We start from the raw sequence: 19,739 nt of genomic DNA, 5'->3' as shown, positions 1-19,739 counted from the left end.
CCTTATTTTTCCTCCAGTAGATGGGTGTCGAATTCAGAACGCAGGGCATCGATGCCTTCCAGGCGATCGGCCAGATCGGGGCTGCGCAAGGTCAGGCAAGCAATCAGTGCTTCAACCTGCGCCAGCGCCGGGACCAGGGTGTCGAACGCCGAGACCGACTCCACCGGCGAGCTGATGATCAAATCGGCCATTTCCCGCAACGGCGAGGTATAGATGTCGGTGAACAGCACTACCCGCGCATAGCGATTTTTCGCGGCACTGGCCACCCGCAAGGCCTGGGACTGGTAGCGGCGATAATCGAACACCAGCACCACGTCCTGGCGCTGTACGTCGAACAGTCGGTCCGGCAACTGGGCGTTGTCTTCCAGGGCAAAACAGCCGGGGCGCAGCAGGCGCAAATGGTTGAGCAAATAGTGGGCGAGGAAACTGCTGAAACGCCCGCCGAAGCAATGCACTTGATGGCGAGCGTCGAGCAACCATTCCACCAGAATCCGTACATCTTCAGGTTGCGTCAGGGCCTGGGTTTCCACCATGGAGCGATGGGTTTCCGCCAGATAATGGCTCCACGGATCATCTTTTTGCAGGTGGGCGCGGGGTTGCAACAGGGTGCTTGGGGAGCGCAAGCGGTGGTCCATGTCGCTGAGCAACGCGTCCTGGAACTCGGCGTAACCGCTAAAGCCAAGTTTTTTGACCAGTCGCACAATGGTCGGGTCGCTGACACCGGCATGCTCGGCCAATCGCGACATCGGGCCCAGTCCGTTACGCGGGTACTGGTCCAGCAAGGCGCGGATGACTTTGCGTTCCGAAGGCGTAAGGTCCAGGCCGGGATCGGTGATCAGGTCTCTAAGAGGGGGCATCCGGGCTCCTGCTGGATGGGTGTGTCGGTTTCATTTCACAATTCACTAAAACAGTATTTATGTAACTCACACTACATGTCTAGTGAATTTTTGCACGCCAGTGTCAGGCCCCAAAACGGGGCGAAACCCCCGTGCCATGGGCCCTACGTGGATGTCGACAGGGCTTGTAGGATATTGCCCATAGCGGTGTCGGAGATTACCGTTTTTCATGATTGAAATAGGCTGTCTGCCCGAGGCAATTGAGCCAAATGAAACGCCCTCAAAGGCCCGTCTTACGGCACAATTGGCCGATTGTTTGCGGCGTTTTGCCGTTTCACATATTCAACAACAGGGTGATTTTCCGTGCAGGTGACCCGTTTGACCTTGATTTGCCACGCGCGAACCGTCGCACAAAAACTGGCGCGTTTTCCTACAGATGAGCCAGTGGAAATGGTTTGGCAATCGGCGAAGTGTTCCCGTCGCGGATCTTCCAAGGTCGCGCCGCGCCTGCTGTGTGGTCCCGAAGCCCGAACCCGCCAGACCGCTGAACTGTTTGGCAGTGATGCGCAAGTGGTCGAGGCCTTGAGGGACTGCGATTTTGGCCGCTGGCAAGGTGTGCGAATCACCGATCTGCAAAAAACCGAACCCGATACGCTCGTGGCATGGCTGGAAGACCCGCATTCTGCCCCCCACGGCGGCGAATCGGTGGTGCAACTCGGTGAGCGGGTGGCGGCGTGGCTGGCAACGTTGGAGGCGACACCGGGCCACATCGTCGCCATCACCCACCCTTACGTGGTTCGCGCCGCGCTGGCGCATGTGCTGCAGAGCACCGCATTCAACCTGATCGACGTTGAGCCGTTGTCGACCATCGAGTTGCGGTTCACCGGGCGCTGGCGGCTACGCTTGATGAGCACTGAGGCTGAAGGAGCGTTTTGATGAAAACTTTGCTGGTGATCGGCATTGGCGCCGGCAACCCGGACTACATCACGATGCAGGCGGTAAAGGCGCTGAATCGGGCGGACGTGTTTTTCCTCATGGACAAGGGCCAGAGCAAAGACAAGTTGATCGATCTGCGGCGTGACATCTGTGAGCGCTACATCACCGATCGCGACTACCGCTTCGTCGAAGCCCATAGCCCGGAACGCGAGCGTGGCGACGTAGACTACAAGGCCAGTGTCGAGGATCTGAACCTGGCCAAGCAGAACACCTTCGAACGGCTGATCAACGAGGAAATGACTGACGGCCAGTGCGCCGGTTTCCTGGTGTGGGGCGACCCCGCGTTGTACGACAGCACCGTGCGTATCTTGCAGGCGATTCTGGCCTCGAGGCACTGCGAGTTTGAGTTCGAAGTGATCCCCGGAATCACCAGCGTTCAGGCGTTGGCGGCGCAACATAAGGTGCCGTTGAATCGCATCGGGCGCTCGATTGAAATCACCACGGGCCGGCGGCTGGCGGCGGGGCAGGTGAGTGATGCGGATAGCCTGGTGGTGATGCTCGATGCGGAAGATTCCTACCATCGGGTGGCGGATCAGGAGACGGAGATTTACTGGGGGGCTTACTTGGGCACGCCGGATGAAATCCTTATCAGCGGCAAGCTCAAGGATGTGGCGGATGAGATTGAACGGGTGCGCAAGGCGGCGCGGTTGGCGAATGGGTGGATTATGGATACCTATTTGTTGCGCAAGCCTTGAGTTTGGCGGTGTCTGGTTGGACGCCATCGCGAGCAAGCCCGCTCCCACATTGGTTTTGTGAACGACACAGACCTAATGTGGGAGCGGGTTTGCTCGCGAAGAGGCCCGCAAGAACACCTCAAAAAACGGCTTGTACCCCGCGCCCAAACCGCTCCCGATACACCGACGGCGGCACCCCGACCACGCTGCGAAACGCCACCCGGAAACTCTCCACCGAACGATACCCGCAATGCTCGGCAATCTGCTCGGTGTTCTGGCGGGTGCTTTCCAGCAACTCCCGGGCCCGGGCCAGGCGTTGATGCTGCAACCAGGTCTTCGGCGACTGGCCGCTGGCTTCGGTGAAGCGGCGCAGAAAGGTGCGTTCACTCATTGCCGCCTCACTGGCGAGGTCGCGCACCTCCAGCGGTTCATGCAAACGCTCCCGCGCCCACTGCATGACACGTGACAAATCACTGCGCGGCGTTGGACTGACCGGTGTAGGAATAAACTGCGCCTGACCGCCGGTGCGCTGCGGCGACATCACCAGTCGCCGCGCCACCGAGTTGGCCACCTGAGTGCCAAAGTCCCGCGCCACCAAATGCAGACAGGCGTCGATACCGGCAGCGCTGCCGGCCGAGGTGATCAACTGACCCGAATCGACATACAGCACGTCCGGGTCGACTTGAATGTTCGGAAAGCGCTCGGCCAGTTCCGTGGTGTAGCGCCAATGGGTAGTGGCGCGGTGACCGTCCAGCAGGCCAGTGGCCGCCAGCACGAACACCCCGGAGCAGATCGACAACAACCGCGCGCCTCGGGCATGGGCCTGACGGAGTGCGCCGAGCAGCGCCTCAGGCACCGGTGCCTGACGATCGCGCCAACCGGGCACGATGACGGTTCGGGCGCGTTCCAGCAGTGGCATGCCACCGTCCGCCAGCACCTGAATGCCACCCATGGCGCGCATCGGGCCTTCATCCACGGCGACGATCTGATGTTCATACCAAGGGAAATCGAACTCCGGCCGGGCCAGGCCGAAGATCTCCACGGCAATGCCGAACTCGAAAGTGCAGAGGCCGTCGTAGGCAAGAATCGCGACTAATCCAGGGTTGGGCAGCATTTGGCGGAAAGTTCCCGGTAGGTGTCTTGTACGCCACTTTAGCGGCAAGTGACGGGTAGATAAAGTCTGCCTACACCCACCGAGACTTTGGAGTACAGCCCATGACCAGCCTTGTTCGCGAGATTTCTGCAGCCCCGTCGGCCATTGCCCTGATGCATTTCAGCAATCGCCTGACCTTTGAAACCGATTGTTCCGACGTCTATGGCAGCCAACAGGCCGGCGAGGTGGATTTTGTGTTGGTGGACACGCGCGGCCCGCTGGCTTTTGAGCGGGGGCATGTGCCGGGGGCGATCAATATTCCGGGGCGTTTGATGAAGGCTGATGGTTTGGCGGTTTATCCGAAAAACACTTTGTTTGTGGTGTATTGCGCCGGACCACATTGCAACGGTGCCAACAAGGCCGCGGTGAAACTGGCGGCGTTGGGCTACCCGGTCAAAGAGATGATTGGCGGGGTGACGGGGTGGCTGGATGAGGGGTTTGAGTTGAGTGTCGAGGGGGTGCCGACGTCAATCGGTTGTGAATGCTGATCATCAAATACCGCTAATCAATTGTGGATAGAGAGCTTCTGTGGCGAGGGGGCTTGCCCCCGTTGGGTGGCGAAGCCGCCCCAAAAATCTCGGTAACGGTCCAGGATTTTTGGGGAGCGCTGCGCACTCCAACGGGGGCAAGCCCCCTCACCACAAGGGTTTGATCGTGGGTTTAGCGTTGGGTTGATGAGTCAGCCCACCAGCCATCCAGCGCCCCCCGCAACCACTCAAACACCGCCGCATGCGCAGCACTGTCATCCTGATCCCGTGGCAACGGCGATTCCTCGCCAAAATGCTGATTGAGCATCACCACCGACTCGGCATCCCACTCCGGGTGAAACTGCAACCCCACTCGCGTCGGCCCGACCCGATACATCTGCTGCTCACACGCCTCACTGCTGGCCAGTAACTGCGCGCCGGGCGGCAAATCGATTGCATCTTCGTGCCATTCCAGCACCTTCAGCACCTGGCCATCAGTGAACGTCACCAACGTCCAGCCCGTTTCCGTGTCGGCCATGCGCCGCACCTTCCCGCCCAGGTTCAAGGCCAATAACTGTGCCCCCAGGCAAATCGCAAACACCGCCGCGCCTTGATCCAGACTGGCCGCCAGCCACTGTCGTTCATTCTCCAGCCACTCTGGCCCAGCGTTGGATTCGTATGGCCCGCCCAACAGAACCACCGGCCCCGCACTCACCGACGGCAACTGCCCAAGATCGGCGCGAAAAACCTTCAGCGTGATCCCGCGCAGCTTCGCCCATTCGGCAATCGCACCGGGACCTTCGGCAGGGTGGTGCTGGATCAGGTTCAATTCGGGCATCACAGTTCTCTTAAGCGGGGGCAGGTGGCGCTCAATGTGCCGCAAAACAGCCTTCATCGCCAGTGACACTCAGCGCCGGTTTTCTTTGCGACTATTCAGTCGGATCAGAGCCAAAATTCTGTAGGTTTTATCCAAAATCGGGTCTTGTCCTACAGTCCTTGCACCGCAGTGGCGCACGCTTCTAAACAGTCCAATCGACGAACCACTTTTCTATAAATATTTGTCGCTTAGGAACAATTTGCCCTGCGGCAGCCGCAATAGACTGCCGGCCACTTCGGTTCTCACACACCGAAACTGCCAATCGAAAGCTGCCAATAAAAGCCTCCGCACACAGGAGTTATAAATGAAGAAGCTAGTGATGTTCGGTGCCCTGGCACTGTCGATGTTGTCCCTGACCGCCGTGGCCGAAGACGCCAAGCCGATCCGCATCGGTATCGAAGCCGGTTACCCGCCATTCTCGATGAAAACCCCTGACGGCAAACTCACCGGTTTCGACGTGGACATCGGCGACGCGCTGTGCGAGCAGATGAAAGTGAAGTGCGTGTGGGTCGAGCAAGAGTTCGACGGCCTGATCCCGGCCCTGAAAGTGAAGAAAATCGACGCGATCCTGTCGTCCATGACCATCACTGACGACCGCAAGAAAAACGTCGACTTCACCATCAAGTACTATCACACCCCGGCGCGCTTCGTGATGAAGGCAGGCACCGACGTGAAGGACCCGCTGACCGAACTCAAGGGCAAGAAAGTCGGTGTGCTGCGTGCCAGTACCCACGACCGCTTCGCCACTGAAGTGCTGCAACCGGCCGGGATTGTCCTGGTGCGTTACGGCTCCCAGCAGGAAGCCAACCTGGACATGGTCTCCGGCCGCCTCGACGCGATGCTGGCGGACTCGGTCAACCTGGACGACGGTTTCCTGAAAACCGACGCCGGTAAAGGTTTCGCGTTCGTCGGCCCGACCTACGAAGACGCCAAGTACTTCGGTGGCGGCGCCGGTATCGCTGTGCGCAAGGGTGACAAGGAGCTGGCTGACAAATTCAGCACCGCTATCACCGAGATCCGTGCCAACGGCAAGTACAAGCAAGTGCAGGACAAGTACTTCAACTTTGATGTGTACGGCGGCGAGTAACCCAGCCGTTTAAAAAAGTGGCCACCGTTGACGCGGTGGCCACTTTTTTATGCCAATCTTCCTCAGAAGAGGAACCTGTGGGAGCGGGCTTGCTCGCGAAAGCGGTGTGTCAGGCAACATCAATACTGACTGACACGACGCCTTCGCGAGCAAGCCCGCTCCCACAGTGGATCTCATCGTTCTGACTATCGGAGTTCCCATGCAACGCATCGACCATCCACTGCCCTGGAGTCATCTGGGCACCGAGCGCAGCCTCAGCGTGTTTCGTTATGGCGCGGGCGCCCGCAAGGTTTATATCCAGGCCAGCCTGCACGCCGACGAACTGCCGGGCATGCGCACGGCCTGGGAGCTGAAGAAGCGCCTGGCCGAACTCGAAGCCCAGGGCCAGTTGCAGGGCGTAATCGAATTGGTGCCGGTGGCCAACCCGATCGGCCTCGATCAGCATTTGCAAGGCGCCCATATGGGCCGTTTCGAACTGGGCAGCGGCAAAAACTTCAACCGCGCGTTCGTCGAACTGAGCGCACCGGTGGCCGCGCTGATCGGTGCTCAGTTGGGCGAGGATGCCGAAGCCAACATCGCGCTGATTCGCCAGACCATGGGCCAGGTGCTCGACGACTTGCCGGCACCGGCGTCGCAATTGGAAGCCATGCACCGCTTGCTGCTGCGTCATGCCTGCGATGCCGATATCACTCTGGATTTGCATTGCGACTTCGATGCAGCGATTCACATCTACGCCTTGCCGCAACACTGGCCGCAGTGGCAATCCCTGGCGGCGCGCTTGAAGGCGGGCGTGGCATTGTTGTGCGAAGACTCGGGCGGCAGCTCGTTCGATGAATCCTGTTCGACGCCATGGCTGCGTTTGGCACGGGCCTTCCCTGAGGCGGCGATCCCACCCGCCAACCTGGCGACGACGCTGGAACTGGGCAGCATGGGCGACACCCGGGTCGATCAGGCCCAGGCCAATTGCGAGGCGATTCTGGGGTTCCTCGCCGAGCACGGCTTCATCAAAGGCACCTGGCCTGCAGCCCCGAGCGAGTGCTGCGAAGGTATGCCGTTCGCCGGCACCGAGTACCTGTTCGCCCCGCACCACGGCGTGGTCAGCTTCCTGCGCGAGGCCGGTGAATGGGTGGAGCAGGGCGATGCGCTGTTTGAAGTGGTCGACCCGTTGAACGACCGGGTAACGACCGTGAAGGCAGGGACCAGTGGCGTGCTGTTTGCGATTGATCGGGGGCGCTACACCGAGCCGGGGACGTGGCAGGCGAAAGTTGCCGGGCGTGAGCCGTTTCGGGTTGGGAAGTTGACTAACGACTGATCCAGCATCTTCGCTGTTTGTCCCGGCCTCTTCGCGGGCAAGCCCGCTCCCACAGTTGATCGCGTTCCAATGTGGGGGCAGGCTTGCTCGCGAAGACGGCATCCGTAACACCGAAAATCCCCAGGCTCGCCGCTCGATGTTAGGGTATCCCCCGAATCCTGCGCCCTGTGAAGGAAGATTTATGCTTAAGTTTCTCGCTCTGTTCATGCTCCTGGCGTCCGCCACGGTCCACGCTGAAACCCCGTTGCACACTGATCTGCCGCTCAAATACCTGGAGCAAGCCAACCCTGATTCGCACAACCAGCCGTTGGTGATTTTTCTCCACGGTTACGGCAGTAACGAGCGGGACCTGTTCGGGATCAAGGATGACTTGCCGGCGCAGTACAACTACCTGTCGGTGCAGGCACCGGTGGCGTTGGATGAGGACAGTTATCAGTGGTTTCGCAAAAAGGGCGAAGGCGCCTACAACGGTGAGACCGATGATCTGAAGACCAGCGGGCAGGTGTTGCTGGATTTCATCGCTCAAGCGGCGAAGAAGTATCACACCGACGCCAACAAGGTGTTTCTGGTGGGGTTCAGCCAGGGCGCGATCATGTCCTACGAGGTGGGGTTGCGTCATCCGGAGGCCGTGGGCGGGATTGCCGCGTTGAGCGGGCGGATTCTGCCGGTGCTCAAATCCGAGCTCAAAAAACCGGATGAAAAACGCCAACAACTGGCGATTTTCATCGGTCATGGCACCGTGGACAAACGCTTGCCTTACGTCGACGGCACTGACGCCGACAGCCTGTTGCAGCACCTGTCACTCAAGCCAGAATTCCATGGCTACGAAGGCTTGGGCCACAACATCAGCGCTGCCGAGATTCAGGACTTGAACGCCTGGTTGCTGCGGCTCAACCCCTGATTCGAACGGGGTTACTTGCCGGTGATCTGGTTGACCAGTGTGTCGTGAGCTGCCTTGTCGTTCGGGCGCGAGATGATCTGAATCACCGCCATTCTGTTGCCGGAGCCGGCCATCAGCGTGGAGGTGAGGGTCTTGCCGCCACCCTGAGTGGCGGTGCTGTCAACCTGGCGCAAACCCAGGCCGGTACTTTTCTGGGTCAGGCTTTTTTCGCTCAACTTGTTGAAGTCCGGCAGGGCCTTGCGTTGTGCCGCATCGAATTCGGACGCCGTGTTGTCGAGGAAATCGCCGTCGTTGTCCTTGACGGTGACACCAGGGGGCAGATTGTTTTCAGCCGCGATCACCACGGTTTTGGTGGCCTCGTTGGCGTACATGGTGCCCGTTGCGCCGGTCGCGCCGGACGGCAGCGGGTTGGCCACGAAGCCCTTGGGCAGGGTGAACGTGAACTTGCCGCCGAGCATCGAAACCTTGGCGGGCGCCGCGTCGCCGGTGGCCTTGGCGGCATAAGCAGTCACGGCCCCCAGGCTGGCAACCGCCGTCAGCAACAGGACAACGGCTTTTTTACTGAACAATGACATCGGAACTCTCCAGGGATGGTCGCGCTAGGTGGCGATCATCCCATGGAGGTTGTGGGTCACTCCAGCCCGAATTCCGCAGCTGTCTGTTCAAACGCAAAAACCTGTGGGAGCGGGCTTGCTCGCGAAGGCGTCGTGTCAGTCAATGCCCATGTTGACTGAACCACCGATTTCGCGAGCAAGCCCGCTCCCACAGGGGATGTAACTGATCAGCTCAATCGGGTTATTGCACCTGATTTTGCGGAAACAGATTGCGGCGGGTTTCTTCATCGAACTCAGCCTTGAGCACCAGTTGTTCCTTCAACCCGTGAGCACGCTGGGCCGCCGGGCGGGCGCTGATTTCGTCGAACAGGCGCTTGACGTTCGGGTACGCCGCCAGACCGTTTTCGCCGAGGACGTACGGCGCGTAGTTGGCCCAGCCCCAGAGCGCCATGTCGGCGATGCTGTAGCTGTCGCCGGCCAGGTATTGATGATCGGTCAGGCGCTGGTCGAGCACGCGGTAGTGGCGTTCGACTTCTTTCAGATAACGGTTTTTCGCGTAGGCCAGGTCTTCCGGCGCGTGGTGCAGGAAGTGCACGGCTTGACCGGAGAACGGCGACAGGCCGGTGCCGATGAACATCAACCAGGACAGCAGCTCAGCCTGACCGGCCACCGAAGTCGGCAGGAAGCGCTGATGTTTTTGCGCCAGGTGCAGGAGGATCGCCTGGGAGTCGAACACCGTGGCGTCGCCGTCCACCAAGGCCGGGACCTTGGCGTTCGGGTTGATCGCCAGGAACCCCGGCAGGTGTTGTTCGCCTTTGAAGGTATCAACGCCGATCAACTCATAGGGCGTTTGCAGCTCTTCCAGCAGCAGGGCGACTTTCATCGGGTTGGGCGAAGGGTGGAAAAAGAATTTCATGGGGTAGGCCTCAGTCAGTGGGTTTGAACTGAGGCTGATGGTGGGCGAAACCCGTTCGATTGACGTACGAGGTTGTTGGTCTACTCGTTCGAAGTTATCGAACGAGTGGTGGGTGCCGGTTTCGCCAACAAACGCCGGGTCACCCCGAGCATGCCCACGGACACCGCCACCCCAAGGGCAAATGCGCTCAAACCGAGGCGGGGTAATGTCAGCGCCAGCACCAGGCAGAACGCCGCGAACGAGTACATGCCAGTGGCGGTGGCGCGCAACAGCGCGGCAGTGAAGGCCGGACCGCGGGTTTGTTGGGAGAACACCGCCATCACGCTGCCGAGTACCGGGAACACCGCGAGCAATCCGCTCCAGCGCTCGCCCACGGTACTGGCCAGTAACGTGACGGCCAACGTCAGCAAAGCCCCGGCGACCATGCGCAGCAGCAGTTTGTCGGACTTGGGCTTTACCCCTGAAACAATCGGTTGGACCGACGGAAACAGGTACGGCGCCGCCAGCAGGGCAGTGGCGGCGGCGATGACCGAGAACGTCAGGGACGGCGGGATCAGCGACAGCACGATGGCCGCCGTGGCCCACACCAGCATGGACGTCGCCAGCGCCCACGGCCAACCGGTTCGTTGAGCGACTTGGGCGTACGTCACGCAGAAGGCAATCATCGCGAACATCGCTGAGAGCGCGGCGGTCGCGGCCTGGGCGGCAAACACCTGGCCTTGTTCAATGGCGAGGAAAAACAGAATCGGCCCGACCACCACCGGCAGCCCCGACAACCAACCGGCCACGCTCGGCCCCCAACGTTTGCCCGCCAAGGAAATCAGCAGCAGAAACCCGGGAATCACCAGCAGTTTGAGCATCAGCACGCACGCACCTCCGACCTGTGTGAGGCGGCCACGTTAGCATCGCGGGCGATGGATTGCTCTAGGGGTTTATGGGTTTTGTATACAAAAATAGGTTTTCAGAAATTGTCCAGAACAGCCTTTAGCGTATAAGTTTTAAAGAGGTCTTCAGCGTACATCGAGCCATCATGAACAGATCACCATCGCGCCTTCGTCACAGTCTCTGGCTGCTCGTGTTGCTCGGCACGCACGCGCTGGCCAGTTGGCAAGACGCACTGCCCGGCGCGCAGATCGTGGGTGCCGGTGAGTTTCGGGTGTTCGGTTTTGACGTCTACAACGCCCGGCTCTGGAGTGCGGCGCGGCCCTTGGCGCCGGACCAGCCATTTGCTCTGGAGCTGATCTACCAGCGCAATATTTCCCGGGACGATCTGGTGAAGGCCAGCGTCGATGAAATCAAACGGTTGTCCGGCTCCTCGGTCAGCGCTGAACAACTGGCCGGCTGGCAGATCCAGATGCAGCAGTCGTTCGTCGATGTCCAGGCGGGCACCCGCATCACCGGGGTGTATTTGCCGGGGCAGGGCGCACGCTTCTTTGTCGGCCAGCAGTTGCAACACGAAGTGAAAGACCCGCAATTCGCCCGAGCCTTCTTTGACATCTGGCTCGACCCGCGCACCCGCAATCCAGAGTTGCGCCAGCAATTATTGGGCACCGCCAAGCCTTGAGGAAATCGCGATCCCCGTAGGAGCTGCCGAAGGCTCGGGCCGCGTTCGGACGATCTTTTGATCTTGATCTTTGGCGAGATTGAAATGGCCGAAGATCGCAGCCTTCGGCAGCTCCTACGCCGGGTGGTGTATAGCCTGGGAGTGGTCGGAACGTCTAAGCTGCGCCTTTCCACCTGTCGACGGATGTTTGCGTGAACTTCAGTTTTTTGCCCAAAGTCGCCACGGCGCCGTTTTGCCCGCCGGAAGTGGCCGGCAGTGTTGCCGTTGACCCCAGCGCTACGTTCTTCAAGCGCCTGCTGCGCTTTGCCGGCCCGGGCTTGCTGGTGTCGATCGGCTACATGGACCCGGGCAACTGGGCGACGGCCATCGAGGCCGGTTCGCGCTTTGGCTACAGCTTGTTGTTCGTGGTGTTGCTGGCGAGCCTGGCGGGGATGGTCGTGCAGTGTTTGTGTTCGCGACTGGGCATCGCCACCGGGCGTGACCTGGCGCAATTATCCCGCGAGCGCTACAGCACTCGCACCGCCCGCACGCAATGGATTCTGGCGGAAATCTCGATCATCGCCACGGATCTGGCCGAAGTGCTTGGCTGCGCCCTGGCATTCCATTTGTTGCTCGGCTGCTCGCTGACCTTCGGCATCGCGCTGACCGCGTTCGACACGCTGCTGGTGCTGGCCTTGCAGAACCGTGGCTTCCGCCGGCTCGAAGCGATCATGCTGGTACTGGTCGCCACCATTGGCGTGTGTTTCTTCGTCGAGCTGATGCTGATCAAACCCTACTGGCCGGACGTCGCCCGTGGCTTCACGCCGTCATTGTCGGCCATCGGCGATGCGGCGCCGCTGTACATCGCTATCGGCATTCTCGGGGCCACGGTGATGCCGCATAACTTGTACTTGCACACCTCGATCGTCCAAACCCGGATGATCGGCCACGACCTGGCCAGCAAGCAGGACGCGGTCAAACTGGCGCGCATCGACACCATCGGCTCCCTGGCCCTGGCGTTGCTGGTCAACGCGGCGATTCTGATTCTGGCGGCGGCTGCGTTTCACGCCACCGGGCATGGCGATGTGGTGGACATCCAGGACGCCTATCACCTGCTCGATCCGCTGGTGGGCGGGGCCTTGGCCAGCGTGCTGTTTGGCGTCGCGCTGCTGGCCTCGGGGCAGAGCTCGACCTTCACCGGGACCATCGCCGGGCAGGTGATCATGGAGGGTTACCTGAACCTGCGGATTCCTTGCTGGCAGCGGCGTTTGATTACTCGCGGGCTGGCGCTGATCCCGGCGTTCATCGGCGTGTGGCTGATGGGCGACAACGCGATTGGCAAGCTGTTGGTGTTGAGTCAGGTGGTGCTGAGCCTGCAACTGCCGTTTGCGTTGTACCCGTTGATCAGCATGACCAACGACCAGAAACTGATGGGGCCGTTTGTGAATCGGCTGCCGACGCGGGTGTTGGCGTGGGGGTTGTTTGGGGTGATCAGTGCAGCGAATGCCTGGTTGATTTTGCAGTTGGTGGTTTGACGCTGAAAGTGTGTTGACTGGGCTGACCTCTTCGCGAGCAAGCCCGCTCCCACAGTGGATCTTCAGCGAACACAAAATCTGTGTACACCCCAATCCACTGTGGGAGCGGGCTTGCTCGCGAAGAACGATAACGCGGTTTACCCACCAAACGCTTCAACCACAAAATCGATAAACACCCGGGTCTTGGCCGGCATCAGCGTGCGGCTCGGGTAGTACAGCGAGATCGGCCCCGCATCCGCGTGCCAGCCCGGCAGCAAGCGCACCAACTCACCGCGGTGGATCTGCGTGACCACATCGGGCAGCACCAGCAGCGTCACTCCCAGCCCAAGCAGGGCGGCTTCGCGCATCGCCGCCGGGTCGTTGAGGACGATGTTTTCGTTCAGCACAGCGCTCTCTTCACGACCGGCCCCATCGCGCATCACCCACTGACGAATCCGCCCGGTGCGCATGCCGCGCATCACGATGCCGGCGTGTTCGAGCAAGTCCGCCGGGTTGGCGGGCAGGGTGCGCCCGGCCAGGTAAGCCGGTGAGGCGACGGCGACGATATCCGCCGTCGCCAGCCGGCGAGAGATGACCCCGGGCGTCAGTTCAAAACCACCGCCAATGGCCGCGTCATAACCTTCGGCAATCAGGTTCACCTGGCGATTTTCGAAGTGCCATTCCGGCCGGATCAACGGATAACGCGCCAGAAAAACCGGCAGCAGCGGCAACACTTGGCCGATCCCAAAGGTCGGCGCCAGGCTGACCTTGAGCACCCCCGCCGGCTCGCCGCGATCACTGCTCACCGCGCTGATCGCTGCCTGCAATGCCTCCAGATTGCCGCCGATGCTTGCCAGAAAGCTGTCCCCGGCCTCGGTCAGGGACAGCTTGCGCGTCGAGCGCTGGAACAGCCGCACGCCCATGTTGCGTTCGAGCGTCGCCACGTTGCGGCTGACGGCGGCGGGGGTCAGTGCGAGCAATCGCGCAGCGGCAGAAAAGCTGCCGGTTTCGGCGCTGCGCACAAAGGATTCGAGGTTGGCGAGGGTTTCCATGGCAGGCACCTGTTAGCAATGCTTGAAAATGATTCAAGCCATTACCGGCTAATCAAGTGCTAATGGCAAGCGCAGTATCGACTCCAACGACAACCCCTTGGAGTGAACAATCATGAGCACTATTGGAATCATCGGCGCTGGCGCTATCGGTACAGTCTTCGCCAAAGCGCTGTCCCGTCAAGGCATCGAATTTGTCATCGCGAACAGCCGTGGCCCGCATACCCTGACGTCGCTGGTGGAAGAACTAGGACCAACCGCCCGTGCCGGCACTCGCGAAGAAGCGGCTGCGCAAGACATCGTGTTGGTCGCGGTGAACTGGCCGAAACTGCCAACGGCGCTGGCAGGCCTGCCGGACTTTGCCGGACGGATCGTGATCGATGCCAACAACTCGATTGAGGTGCCGTCGTATAAAGCGGGGGATTTGCAGGGTCGCGCGTCCAGCGAAGTGTTTGCCGAATGGGTGCCGGGGGCGCGGGTGGTGAAGGCGTTCAATCACTTGGTGGCTCGGTTGCTGGATCGCGATCCGGCAGCGGAGGGCGGCAAGCGCGTGCTGTTTTTCTCGGGCGATGATGCCGAGGCGAAAGCTCAGGTGGCGGAGTTGATTGAGCGGCTGGGGTTCTGAGGGATCGACCTCGGGACGCTGAGTGTCGGGGCACGGCTGGCGCAGTTCCCGGGTGGGCCGTTGCCGATTTTGAATCTGGTGAAGTTTGGCTGAATGCCAGGCAAAAAGAACCCGGTGCATCTGAAGCTACACCGCTCTCACAGACGCTGATCACTTGTGGCGAAGGAGCTTTTGTGGCGAGGGGGCTTGCCTCCGTTGGGTTGCGCAGCAGCCCCAAAATCTCTGTAATAGTCGAAGATTTTTGGGAGCGCTACGCACTCCAACGGGGGCAAGCCCCCTCGCCACAGCAAGCTCCCTCGCCACAAAAAGCTAATCAGCGGCTCAGAAGCACCGGGGTGTTGCCAGACGGCGAACGGATATTCGTGGGTCCCCGCGCCGTCTGTTGAACGCTTTAAGTCCGTTCGATCGCCAGTGCCACGCCTTGACCACCACCGATGCACAGGGTGGCGAGGCCTTTTTTTGCGTCACGCTTGATCATTTCATGCAGCAAAGTCACCAGCACTCGGCAACCCGACGCGCCGATAGGGTGGCCCAGCGCGATGGCGCCGCCGTTGACGTTGACCTTGTTCAAGTCCCATTCCAGGTCCTTGGCCACTGCCAGGGATTGCGCGGCGAAGGCTTCGTTGGCTTCGATCAGGTCCAGTTGGTCAATCGACCAGCCGGCCTTGCTCAGGCAACGACGGGTAGCCGATACCGGACCGATGCCCATGATCGCCGGGTCGACGCCCGCGTTGGCGTAAGCAGCGATTTTCGCCAGTACCGGCAGGCCGAGGGCCTTGGCTTTTTCGGCGCTCATCAGGATCACCGCAGCGGCGCCGTCGTTCAGCGACGAGGCGTTGCCGGCGGTCACCGAACCGTCCTTCTTGAAGGCCGGTTTCAGTTTGCCCAAGGACTCGGCTGTGGTGCCGGCCCGTGGCTGTTCGTCGGTGGCGAAGGACAGCGGATCGCCCTTGCGCTGCGGGATCAGGATCGGCGTGATCTCATCGACAAAACGCCCGGATTCGATGGCGGCCGTGGCTTTTTGCTGGGAGGCCGCGGCGAAAGCGTCCTGTTGCTCGCGGGTCAGGTTGTACTTGTCCGCCAGGTTCTCAGCGGTGATGCCCATGTGGTAATCGTTGAACGCATCCCACAGACCGTCGCTGATCATGGTGTCGACGATTTGCGCGTGCCCCATGCGCAGACCGGTGCGCGCACCGGGCATGACGTAGTTGGACAAGCTCATGTTTTCCTGGCCGCCGGCAATGATCACGTCGGCATCGCCGCAGCGAATCGCCTGGGTCGCCAGGTGCAGGGCTTTCAAGCCCGAGCCGCAGACCTTGTTCAGGGTCATCGCCGGCACGGTAAACGGCAGGCCGGCCTTGATCGCCGACTGGCGTGCAGGGTTTTGCCCGGCACCGGCGGTGAGCACCTGGCCCATGATCACTTCATCGACTTGAGCCGGGTCCAGCCCGGTTTGCGCCAGCAACTGACGGATCACCGCAGCGCCCAGATCAACGGCGGACACACCCGCCAGGGCACCCTGGAAACTGCCAATGGCGGTACGGGTGGCGGCAACAATAACGACGTCTTGCATGGAAAAATTCCTCACTGGGCAGCGAATTGCATTTCCGGAACGTGATCCGGCACGATCAGTTTACCGGCGGTCTTGGCGACAATTTCTTCGACGCTAACGCCCGGCGCACGTTCTTTGAGAATGAACGCGCCGTCCTTGATTTCGAGGTAGGCGAGGTCGGTCAGCACACGCTTGATGCAGCCGGCGCCGGTCAGCGGCAGGCTGCATTTGGACAACAGCTTGGACTCACCGTCCTTGGACGCGTGGGTCATGATGACAATGATGTTGTCTGCGCCGGCCACCAGGTCCATCGCGCCGCCCATGCCCTTGACCAGTTTGCCGGGGATCATCCACGAGGCGATATTGCCTTCCACGTCTACTTCAAAGGCGCCCAGTACGGTCAGGTCGACATGGCCTCCGCGGATCATCGCGAAGGACTCGGCCGAGGAGAAAATCGAAGCGCCAATACGTGCTGTCACGGTTTGTTTGCCGGCGTTGATCATGTCGGCATCGATGGTTTCTTCGGTCGGAAAAGGACCCATGCCGAGCAAGCCGTTTTCCGACTGCAGCATGACTTCCATGCCTTCAGGGATGTAGTTGGCGACCAGGGTCGGGATGCCGATGCCCAGGTTCACGTAAAAGCCGTCCTGCATTTCGCGGGCGACGCGTTGAGCCATTTGTTCGCGGGAAAGTGCCATTGTTGTTATTCCTTCATTCGGGCCGGGGGCTGGGGATCACTTACGCACGGTGCGCTGTTCGATGCGCTTCTCGAACGTGCCGCAAATGATCCGGTCGACGTAGATGCCAGGGGTGTGGATCTGCGACGGCTCCAGCTCGCCGGGTTCGACGATTTCTTCGACTTCGACCACGGTGATCTTGCCGGCAGTGGCGGCCAGCGGATTGAAGTTCTGGGCGGTGTGGCGATAGATCACGTTGCCGAAGTGGTCGGCTTTCCAGCCTTTGACGATGGCGAAATCACCGGTGATGGATTCTTCCATCAGGTACTTGCGACCGTGGAATTCGCGCACTTCCTTGCCTTCGGCAACCGGGGTGCCGACGCCAGTGGCAGTAAAGAAGGCAGGGATGCCGGCGCCGCCCGCGCGCATTTTTTCAGCAAGGGTGCCTTGAGGGGTCAGGTCGACTTCGATGGCGCCGCTGAGCAGTTGCTCTTCGAACATCTTGTTCTCGCCCACATACGAGGCGACAACCTTGCGAATCTGCCGGTCTTCCAGCAGTACGCCGAGGCCGAAACCGTCGACGCCGCAGTTGTTGGAAACCACCGTGAGGTCGCGGGTGCCTTTGCGCTTGATCTCGGCGATGAGGTTTTCCGGGATCCCGCACAGGCCGAAGCCGCCGGAGATCACGGTCATGCCGTCTTCAAGACCTGCAAGGGCTTCCTCGTAGGAACTCACGCGCTTGTCGAAACCTGCCATATGCACCTCTTTTATTCTTTATGGGCGGCTGGCTAGCCGTAGTGGGGATGAGTGTCTCGCCAGAGTATTCATTTGTTAAGTTGATTTTTAAGGTTGATTGATAGATAAAACTCACTAATACCTCTGTAGGAGCTGCCGAAGGCTGCGATCTTTTGACGTTGATCTTTTGTGATCTTCAAGCCGCCGAAAATCAAGATCAAAAGATCGCAGCCTACGGCAGCTCCTACGCAACTGGAGCAAAGCGACCATGACAGTCAAGCAGATCCGCGCCTTTCTGGCCGTGGCCCAGAGCCTGAGTTTTGCCGTGGCCTGCGAGCGGTTGCACCTGTCGCAATCGGCGTTGAGCCTGACCATCAAGGCCCTGGAAGAAGGCCTGGGCGGACGCCTGTTCAGCCGCAACACACGCAACGTGGCGCTGACGCCTGAGGGTGAATCGCTGCTGCCGCTGGCCCGTCGGCTGATCGCCGATTGGGACAATGCCGAAGATGAACTGCGCCAGCGTTTCACCCTGCAACGCGGTCGCGTGACGGTGGCGGCGATGCCGTCGTTTGCCGGCAACCTGCTGCCGCCGATCCTCAAGACCTTCCGCGCGCGTTACCCGAAAGTCAACGTCACGGTGAACGACGTGATCAACGAGCAGGTGCTGGAAATGGTCCGCGATCGGCAAGTGGAGCTAGGCGTTTCGTTTGAGCCGGCTCATAGCTCGTCGCTGGAGTTCACGCCGTTGTACATCGACCGGTTTGTGGCGGTGGTGCCGCATGATTCGGCGTTGACGCAATTGGAGGAGATCGACTGGCAGACCTTGTTGATGGAGCCGTTTATCACTTTGCAGCGACCGTCCACAGTGCGGGTGATGCTCGAAGAACACTTGCAGGCTCGCGGTATGAAGTTGCCGGTGGAGTTTGAAAGTCATCAACTGGCGACGGTGGGACGGATGGTCGCCAGCGGGTTGGGCGTGAGCGCGGTGCCGGCGCTGTGCCGGCAGCAAATGCAGGAGTCGGGCGCGCACTGCATTACTTTGCGTGACCCGGTGGTGGAGCGGGCGATTGGCGTGTTGACCAAGCCGGGGCATGAACTGTCGGCGGCGGCGCAGGCGTTGTTTGATATTTTCAAGGAAGCAAACCTGGGCCAACGCCTGTCTGCCGGATAAACACATAACCCTGTGGGAGCGGGCTTGCTCGCGAAGGCGGAGTGTCAGTCGACGTCAATGTTGAATGTGCCGACCTCTTCGCGAGCAAGCCCGCTCCCACAGGGTTGGGTTTCGTCAGTTTTTAAGTGGTCAGTCGTTGGGTCAGCAAGGGCAGGAGTTTTTCGCAGGACGCCTCGATTTTCATCTCCAAAATGTCATCCGCCCGGGTCTTGCCCAGGTTAATCGCAATCAACGGCTTGCCCTGATCCACCACCGCCCGACACAACCGAAACGCCGAATACGCCATCAACGACGACCCCACCACCAGCAACCCCGCCGCTTGCTCCACCGCCGCCATGGCCTTGGCCGCCGTTACCTGAGCGACGTTCTCGCCGAAAAACACCACGTCCGGCTTCATCCGCGCCTCGCCGCAATGCGGACAGTGTGGCACCTGAAACCGCGCTTCAAACGCCGGGTCGAGCAGGGTGTCGCCATCCGGCGCTTGCACCGCATCGACCCCGGCCAGGTACGGGTTTTGCGCTTCCATCAGCTGTTGAATCGCATCCCGCTCGCTGCGCTGGCCGCAGTCCAGGCACAGCACCCGGTGCAGGCTGCCGTGGAGTTCGATGACGTCATGACTGCCAGCCTGGTCGTGCAAGGTGTCGACGTTCTGGGTGATCAGCCCGCCGATCTGCCGCGAACTCTGCAAACTGGCCAGCGCCTCGTGGGCCGCGTTCGGGTTGGCCAGGCGCACTCGCGGCCAACCGAGCATTGCCCGTGCCCAATAGCGGCGCCGGGACTCGGGGGCGGCGAGGAACTCCTGATACATCATCGGTTGCCGGCCACGGCGCACGCCCTGGTTGTCACGGTAGTCCGGAATGCCCGACGAGGTGCTGATGCCGGCACCGGTCAGGACCGCGAACGGCTGGTCGGCCATTAACTGCTGGAGACGGTCGAGTTGTTCGCGGATGGGGCGGTCGAGCATGTTCAACACTCCGCAGGGCCTTTGAGTGTTTGCAAGATAGCATTTGCCGATCACCCCGACGGATCAAACGCTGATCCCCCCCGTAGGAGCTGCCGAAGGCCGCGATCTTTTGACTTTGTTTTTTAAGATCAAGATC

At 60.6% G+C, this 19,739-nt stretch carries 20 protein-coding genes and 1 pseudogene; 10 read left to right on the top strand and 11 right to left on the bottom strand.

Annotated elements, in window-relative coordinates:
• Positions 1–2: 2 nt before the first annotated feature.
• Positions 3–857 carry a MurR/RpiR family transcriptional regulator gene (locus AC1MEW_RS24950; protein WP_201202498.1) on the bottom strand — a complete coding sequence of 285 codons (855 nt, stop codon included), beginning with the start codon at positions 855–857 and terminating at the stop codon, positions 3–5.
• A 342-nt stretch (positions 858–1,199) separates the two neighbouring features.
• Between AC1MEW_RS24950 and AC1MEW_RS24945 the strand changes: the two genes are divergently transcribed.
• Both AC1MEW_RS24945 and cobF read left to right on the top strand, forming a co-directional pair.
• A complete protein-coding gene (locus AC1MEW_RS24945) occupies positions 1,200–1,772 on the top strand; it encodes a histidine phosphatase family protein (RefSeq protein ID WP_201255242.1) in 573 nt (190 codons plus the stop codon).
• Positions 1,772–2,527 carry a precorrin-6A synthase (deacetylating) gene (cobF, locus tag AC1MEW_RS24940; RefSeq protein ID WP_480423920.1) on the top strand — a complete coding sequence of 252 codons (756 nt, stop codon included), beginning with the start codon at positions 1,772–1,774 and terminating at the stop codon, positions 2,525–2,527. The genes AC1MEW_RS24945 and cobF overlap by 1 nt, the downstream gene beginning before the upstream one ends.
• A gap of 118 nt (positions 2,528–2,645) precedes the next feature.
• Here cobF and ftrA read toward each other — a convergent pair whose 3' ends face one another.
• The gene (ftrA, locus tag AC1MEW_RS24935) at positions 2,646–3,620 is read right to left on the bottom strand and encodes a transcriptional regulator FtrA (RefSeq protein WP_322268085.1); all 975 of its coding nucleotides are present in this window, start codon (positions 3,618–3,620) and stop codon (positions 2,646–2,648) included.
• Positions 3,621–3,721: 101 nt separating this feature from the next.
• Here ftrA and AC1MEW_RS24930 point away from each other — a divergent pair, with 101 nt between their 5' ends.
• Positions 3,722–4,147 (top strand): rhodanese-like domain-containing protein, encoded by a 426-nt coding sequence (locus AC1MEW_RS24930; protein WP_201255243.1) that lies wholly within the window; start codon positions 3,722–3,724, stop codon positions 4,145–4,147.
• A 172-nt stretch (positions 4,148–4,319) separates the two neighbouring features.
• On the opposite strand, the gene AC1MEW_RS24925 is transcribed toward AC1MEW_RS24930, so the two are convergent.
• The gene (locus AC1MEW_RS24925) at positions 4,320–4,964 is read right to left on the bottom strand and encodes a type 1 glutamine amidotransferase (RefSeq protein WP_322268086.1); all 645 of its coding nucleotides are present in this window, start codon (positions 4,962–4,964) and stop codon (positions 4,320–4,322) included.
• A gap of 343 nt (positions 4,965–5,307) precedes the next feature.
• Between AC1MEW_RS24925 and AC1MEW_RS24920 the strand changes: the two genes are divergently transcribed.
• From AC1MEW_RS24920 to AC1MEW_RS24910, 3 genes are all read left to right on the top strand, one after another.
• On the top strand, positions 5,308–6,090 hold the full coding sequence (locus AC1MEW_RS24920) for an ABC transporter substrate-binding protein (protein ID WP_201202514.1): 783 nt from the start codon (positions 5,308–5,310) through the stop codon (positions 6,088–6,090).
• Between the two features lie 199 nt (positions 6,091–6,289).
• Entirely contained in the window at positions 6,290–7,402 is a 1,113-nt protein-coding gene (locus AC1MEW_RS24915) for a M14 family metallopeptidase (protein WP_480423917.1), read from the top strand.
• Between the two features lie 181 nt (positions 7,403–7,583).
• A complete protein-coding gene (locus AC1MEW_RS24910; RefSeq protein WP_201255245.1) occupies positions 7,584–8,303 on the top strand; it encodes an alpha/beta hydrolase in 720 nt (239 codons plus the stop codon).
• Between the two features lie 11 nt (positions 8,304–8,314).
• Here AC1MEW_RS24910 and AC1MEW_RS24905 read toward each other — a convergent pair whose 3' ends face one another.
• From AC1MEW_RS24905 to AC1MEW_RS24895, 3 genes are all read right to left on the bottom strand, one after another.
• Positions 8,315–8,878 carry a DcrB/PsbP domain-containing protein gene (locus tag AC1MEW_RS24905; RefSeq protein ID WP_480423915.1) on the bottom strand — a complete coding sequence of 188 codons (564 nt, stop codon included), beginning with the start codon at positions 8,876–8,878 and terminating at the stop codon, positions 8,315–8,317.
• Between the two features lie 220 nt (positions 8,879–9,098).
• The gene (locus AC1MEW_RS24900) at positions 9,099–9,773 is read right to left on the bottom strand and encodes a glutathione S-transferase family protein (RefSeq protein ID WP_322268089.1); all 675 of its coding nucleotides are present in this window, start codon (positions 9,771–9,773) and stop codon (positions 9,099–9,101) included.
• Between the two features lie 80 nt (positions 9,774–9,853).
• A complete protein-coding gene (locus tag AC1MEW_RS24895) occupies positions 9,854–10,639 on the bottom strand; it encodes a hypothetical protein (RefSeq protein ID WP_480423913.1) in 786 nt (261 codons plus the stop codon).
• 164 nt (positions 10,640–10,803) lie between these two features.
• On the opposite strand from AC1MEW_RS24895, the gene AC1MEW_RS24890 reads away from it, so the two are divergent.
• Together AC1MEW_RS24890 and AC1MEW_RS24885 are read left to right on the top strand one after the other, a co-directional pair.
• The gene (locus AC1MEW_RS24890; protein ID WP_201255249.1) at positions 10,804–11,337 is read left to right on the top strand and encodes a chalcone isomerase family protein; all 534 of its coding nucleotides are present in this window, start codon (positions 10,804–10,806) and stop codon (positions 11,335–11,337) included.
• 191 nt (positions 11,338–11,528) lie between these two features.
• Entirely contained in the window at positions 11,529–12,851 is a 1,323-nt protein-coding gene (locus AC1MEW_RS24885; protein ID WP_480423911.1) for an Nramp family divalent metal transporter, read from the top strand.
• A 137-nt stretch (positions 12,852–12,988) separates the two neighbouring features.
• Here AC1MEW_RS24885 and AC1MEW_RS24880 read toward each other — a convergent pair whose 3' ends face one another.
• Positions 12,989–13,882, bottom strand: a complete 894-nt coding sequence (locus tag AC1MEW_RS24880; protein WP_480423909.1) for a LysR family transcriptional regulator — start codon at positions 13,880–13,882, stop codon at positions 12,989–12,991.
• 112 nt (positions 13,883–13,994) lie between these two features.
• Here AC1MEW_RS24880 and AC1MEW_RS24875 point away from each other — a divergent pair.
• A pseudogene (locus AC1MEW_RS24875) lies at positions 13,995–14,597 on the top strand (NADPH-dependent F420 reductase).
• A 298-nt stretch (positions 14,598–14,895) separates the two neighbouring features.
• On the opposite strand, the gene AC1MEW_RS24870 reads toward AC1MEW_RS24875, so the two are convergent.
• From AC1MEW_RS24870 to AC1MEW_RS24860, 3 genes are read right to left on the bottom strand one after another with little or no spacing between them, the layout of a single operon-like run.
• Positions 14,896–16,077, bottom strand: a complete 1,182-nt coding sequence (locus tag AC1MEW_RS24870) for an acetyl-CoA C-acetyltransferase (RefSeq protein ID WP_201255253.1) — start codon at positions 16,075–16,077, stop codon at positions 14,896–14,898.
• An 11-nt stretch (positions 16,078–16,088) separates the two neighbouring features.
• On the bottom strand, positions 16,089–16,754 hold the full coding sequence (locus tag AC1MEW_RS24865; RefSeq protein WP_090182831.1) for a CoA transferase subunit B: 666 nt from the start codon (positions 16,752–16,754) through the stop codon (positions 16,089–16,091).
• A 36-nt stretch (positions 16,755–16,790) separates the two neighbouring features.
• Positions 16,791–17,489, bottom strand: a complete 699-nt coding sequence (locus AC1MEW_RS24860) for a CoA transferase subunit A (protein ID WP_323570422.1) — start codon at positions 17,487–17,489, stop codon at positions 16,791–16,793.
• Positions 17,490–17,736: 247 nt separating this feature from the next.
• On the opposite strand from AC1MEW_RS24860, the gene AC1MEW_RS24855 reads away from it, so the two are divergent.
• Positions 17,737–18,639, top strand: a complete 903-nt coding sequence (locus tag AC1MEW_RS24855; protein WP_201202523.1) for a LysR family transcriptional regulator — start codon at positions 17,737–17,739, stop codon at positions 18,637–18,639.
• Between the two features lie 121 nt (positions 18,640–18,760).
• Here the strand turns inward: AC1MEW_RS24855 and AC1MEW_RS24850 are convergent, their stop codons facing one another.
• Positions 18,761–19,603 (bottom strand): NAD-dependent protein deacetylase, encoded by an 843-nt coding sequence (locus tag AC1MEW_RS24850; RefSeq protein WP_201255254.1) that lies wholly within the window; start codon positions 19,601–19,603, stop codon positions 18,761–18,763.
• Positions 19,604–19,739 lie beyond the last annotated feature (136 nt).

This window comes from Pseudomonas sp. ASL4, assembly GCF_056680395.1.
Note: the sequence above shows the minus strand (reverse complement) of the source record. Positions and strands in the feature narration are given on the sequence as shown.

Coding starts and splice junctions, on each gene's coding strand:
- AC1MEW_RS24915 (WP_480423917.1), top strand. CDS start 6,290: ATGCAACGCATCGACCATCCACTGCCCTGGAGTCATCTGGGCACCGAG.
- AC1MEW_RS24880 (WP_480423909.1), bottom strand. CDS start 13,882: ATGGAAACCCTCGCCAACCTCGAATCCTTTGTGCGCAGCGCCGAAACC.
- AC1MEW_RS24870 (WP_201255253.1), bottom strand. CDS start 16,077: ATGCAAGACGTCGTTATTGTTGCCGCCACCCGTACCGCCATTGGCAGT.
- AC1MEW_RS24925 (WP_322268086.1), bottom strand. CDS start 4,964: ATGCCCGAATTGAACCTGATCCAGCACCACCCTGCCGAAGGTCCCGGT.
- AC1MEW_RS24860 (WP_323570422.1), bottom strand. CDS start 17,489: ATGGCAGGTTTCGACAAGCGCGTGAGTTCCTACGAGGAAGCCCTTGCA.
- AC1MEW_RS24850 (WP_201255254.1), bottom strand. CDS start 19,603: ATGCTCGACCGCCCCATCCGCGAACAACTCGACCGTCTCCAGCAGTTA.
- AC1MEW_RS24950 (WP_201202498.1), bottom strand. CDS start 857: ATGCCCCCTCTTAGAGACCTGATCACCGATCCCGGCCTGGACCTTACG.
- AC1MEW_RS24905 (WP_480423915.1), bottom strand. CDS start 8,878: ATGTCATTGTTCAGTAAAAAAGCCGTTGTCCTGTTGCTGACGGCGGTT.
- AC1MEW_RS24910 (WP_201255245.1), top strand. CDS start 7,584: ATGCTTAAGTTTCTCGCTCTGTTCATGCTCCTGGCGTCCGCCACGGTC.
- ftrA (WP_322268085.1), bottom strand. CDS start 3,620: ATGCTGCCCAACCCTGGATTAGTCGCGATTCTTGCCTACGACGGCCTC.
- AC1MEW_RS24855 (WP_201202523.1), top strand. CDS start 17,737: ATGACAGTCAAGCAGATCCGCGCCTTTCTGGCCGTGGCCCAGAGCCTG.
- AC1MEW_RS24930 (WP_201255243.1), top strand. CDS start 3,722: ATGACCAGCCTTGTTCGCGAGATTTCTGCAGCCCCGTCGGCCATTGCC.
- AC1MEW_RS24900 (WP_322268089.1), bottom strand. CDS start 9,773: ATGAAATTCTTTTTCCACCCTTCGCCCAACCCGATGAAAGTCGCCCTG.
- cobF (WP_480423920.1), top strand. CDS start 1,772: ATGAAAACTTTGCTGGTGATCGGCATTGGCGCCGGCAACCCGGACTAC.
- AC1MEW_RS24865 (WP_090182831.1), bottom strand. CDS start 16,754: ATGGCACTTTCCCGCGAACAAATGGCTCAACGCGTCGCCCGCGAAATG.
- AC1MEW_RS24890 (WP_201255249.1), top strand. CDS start 10,804: ATGAACAGATCACCATCGCGCCTTCGTCACAGTCTCTGGCTGCTCGTG.
- AC1MEW_RS24920 (WP_201202514.1), top strand. CDS start 5,308: ATGAAGAAGCTAGTGATGTTCGGTGCCCTGGCACTGTCGATGTTGTCC.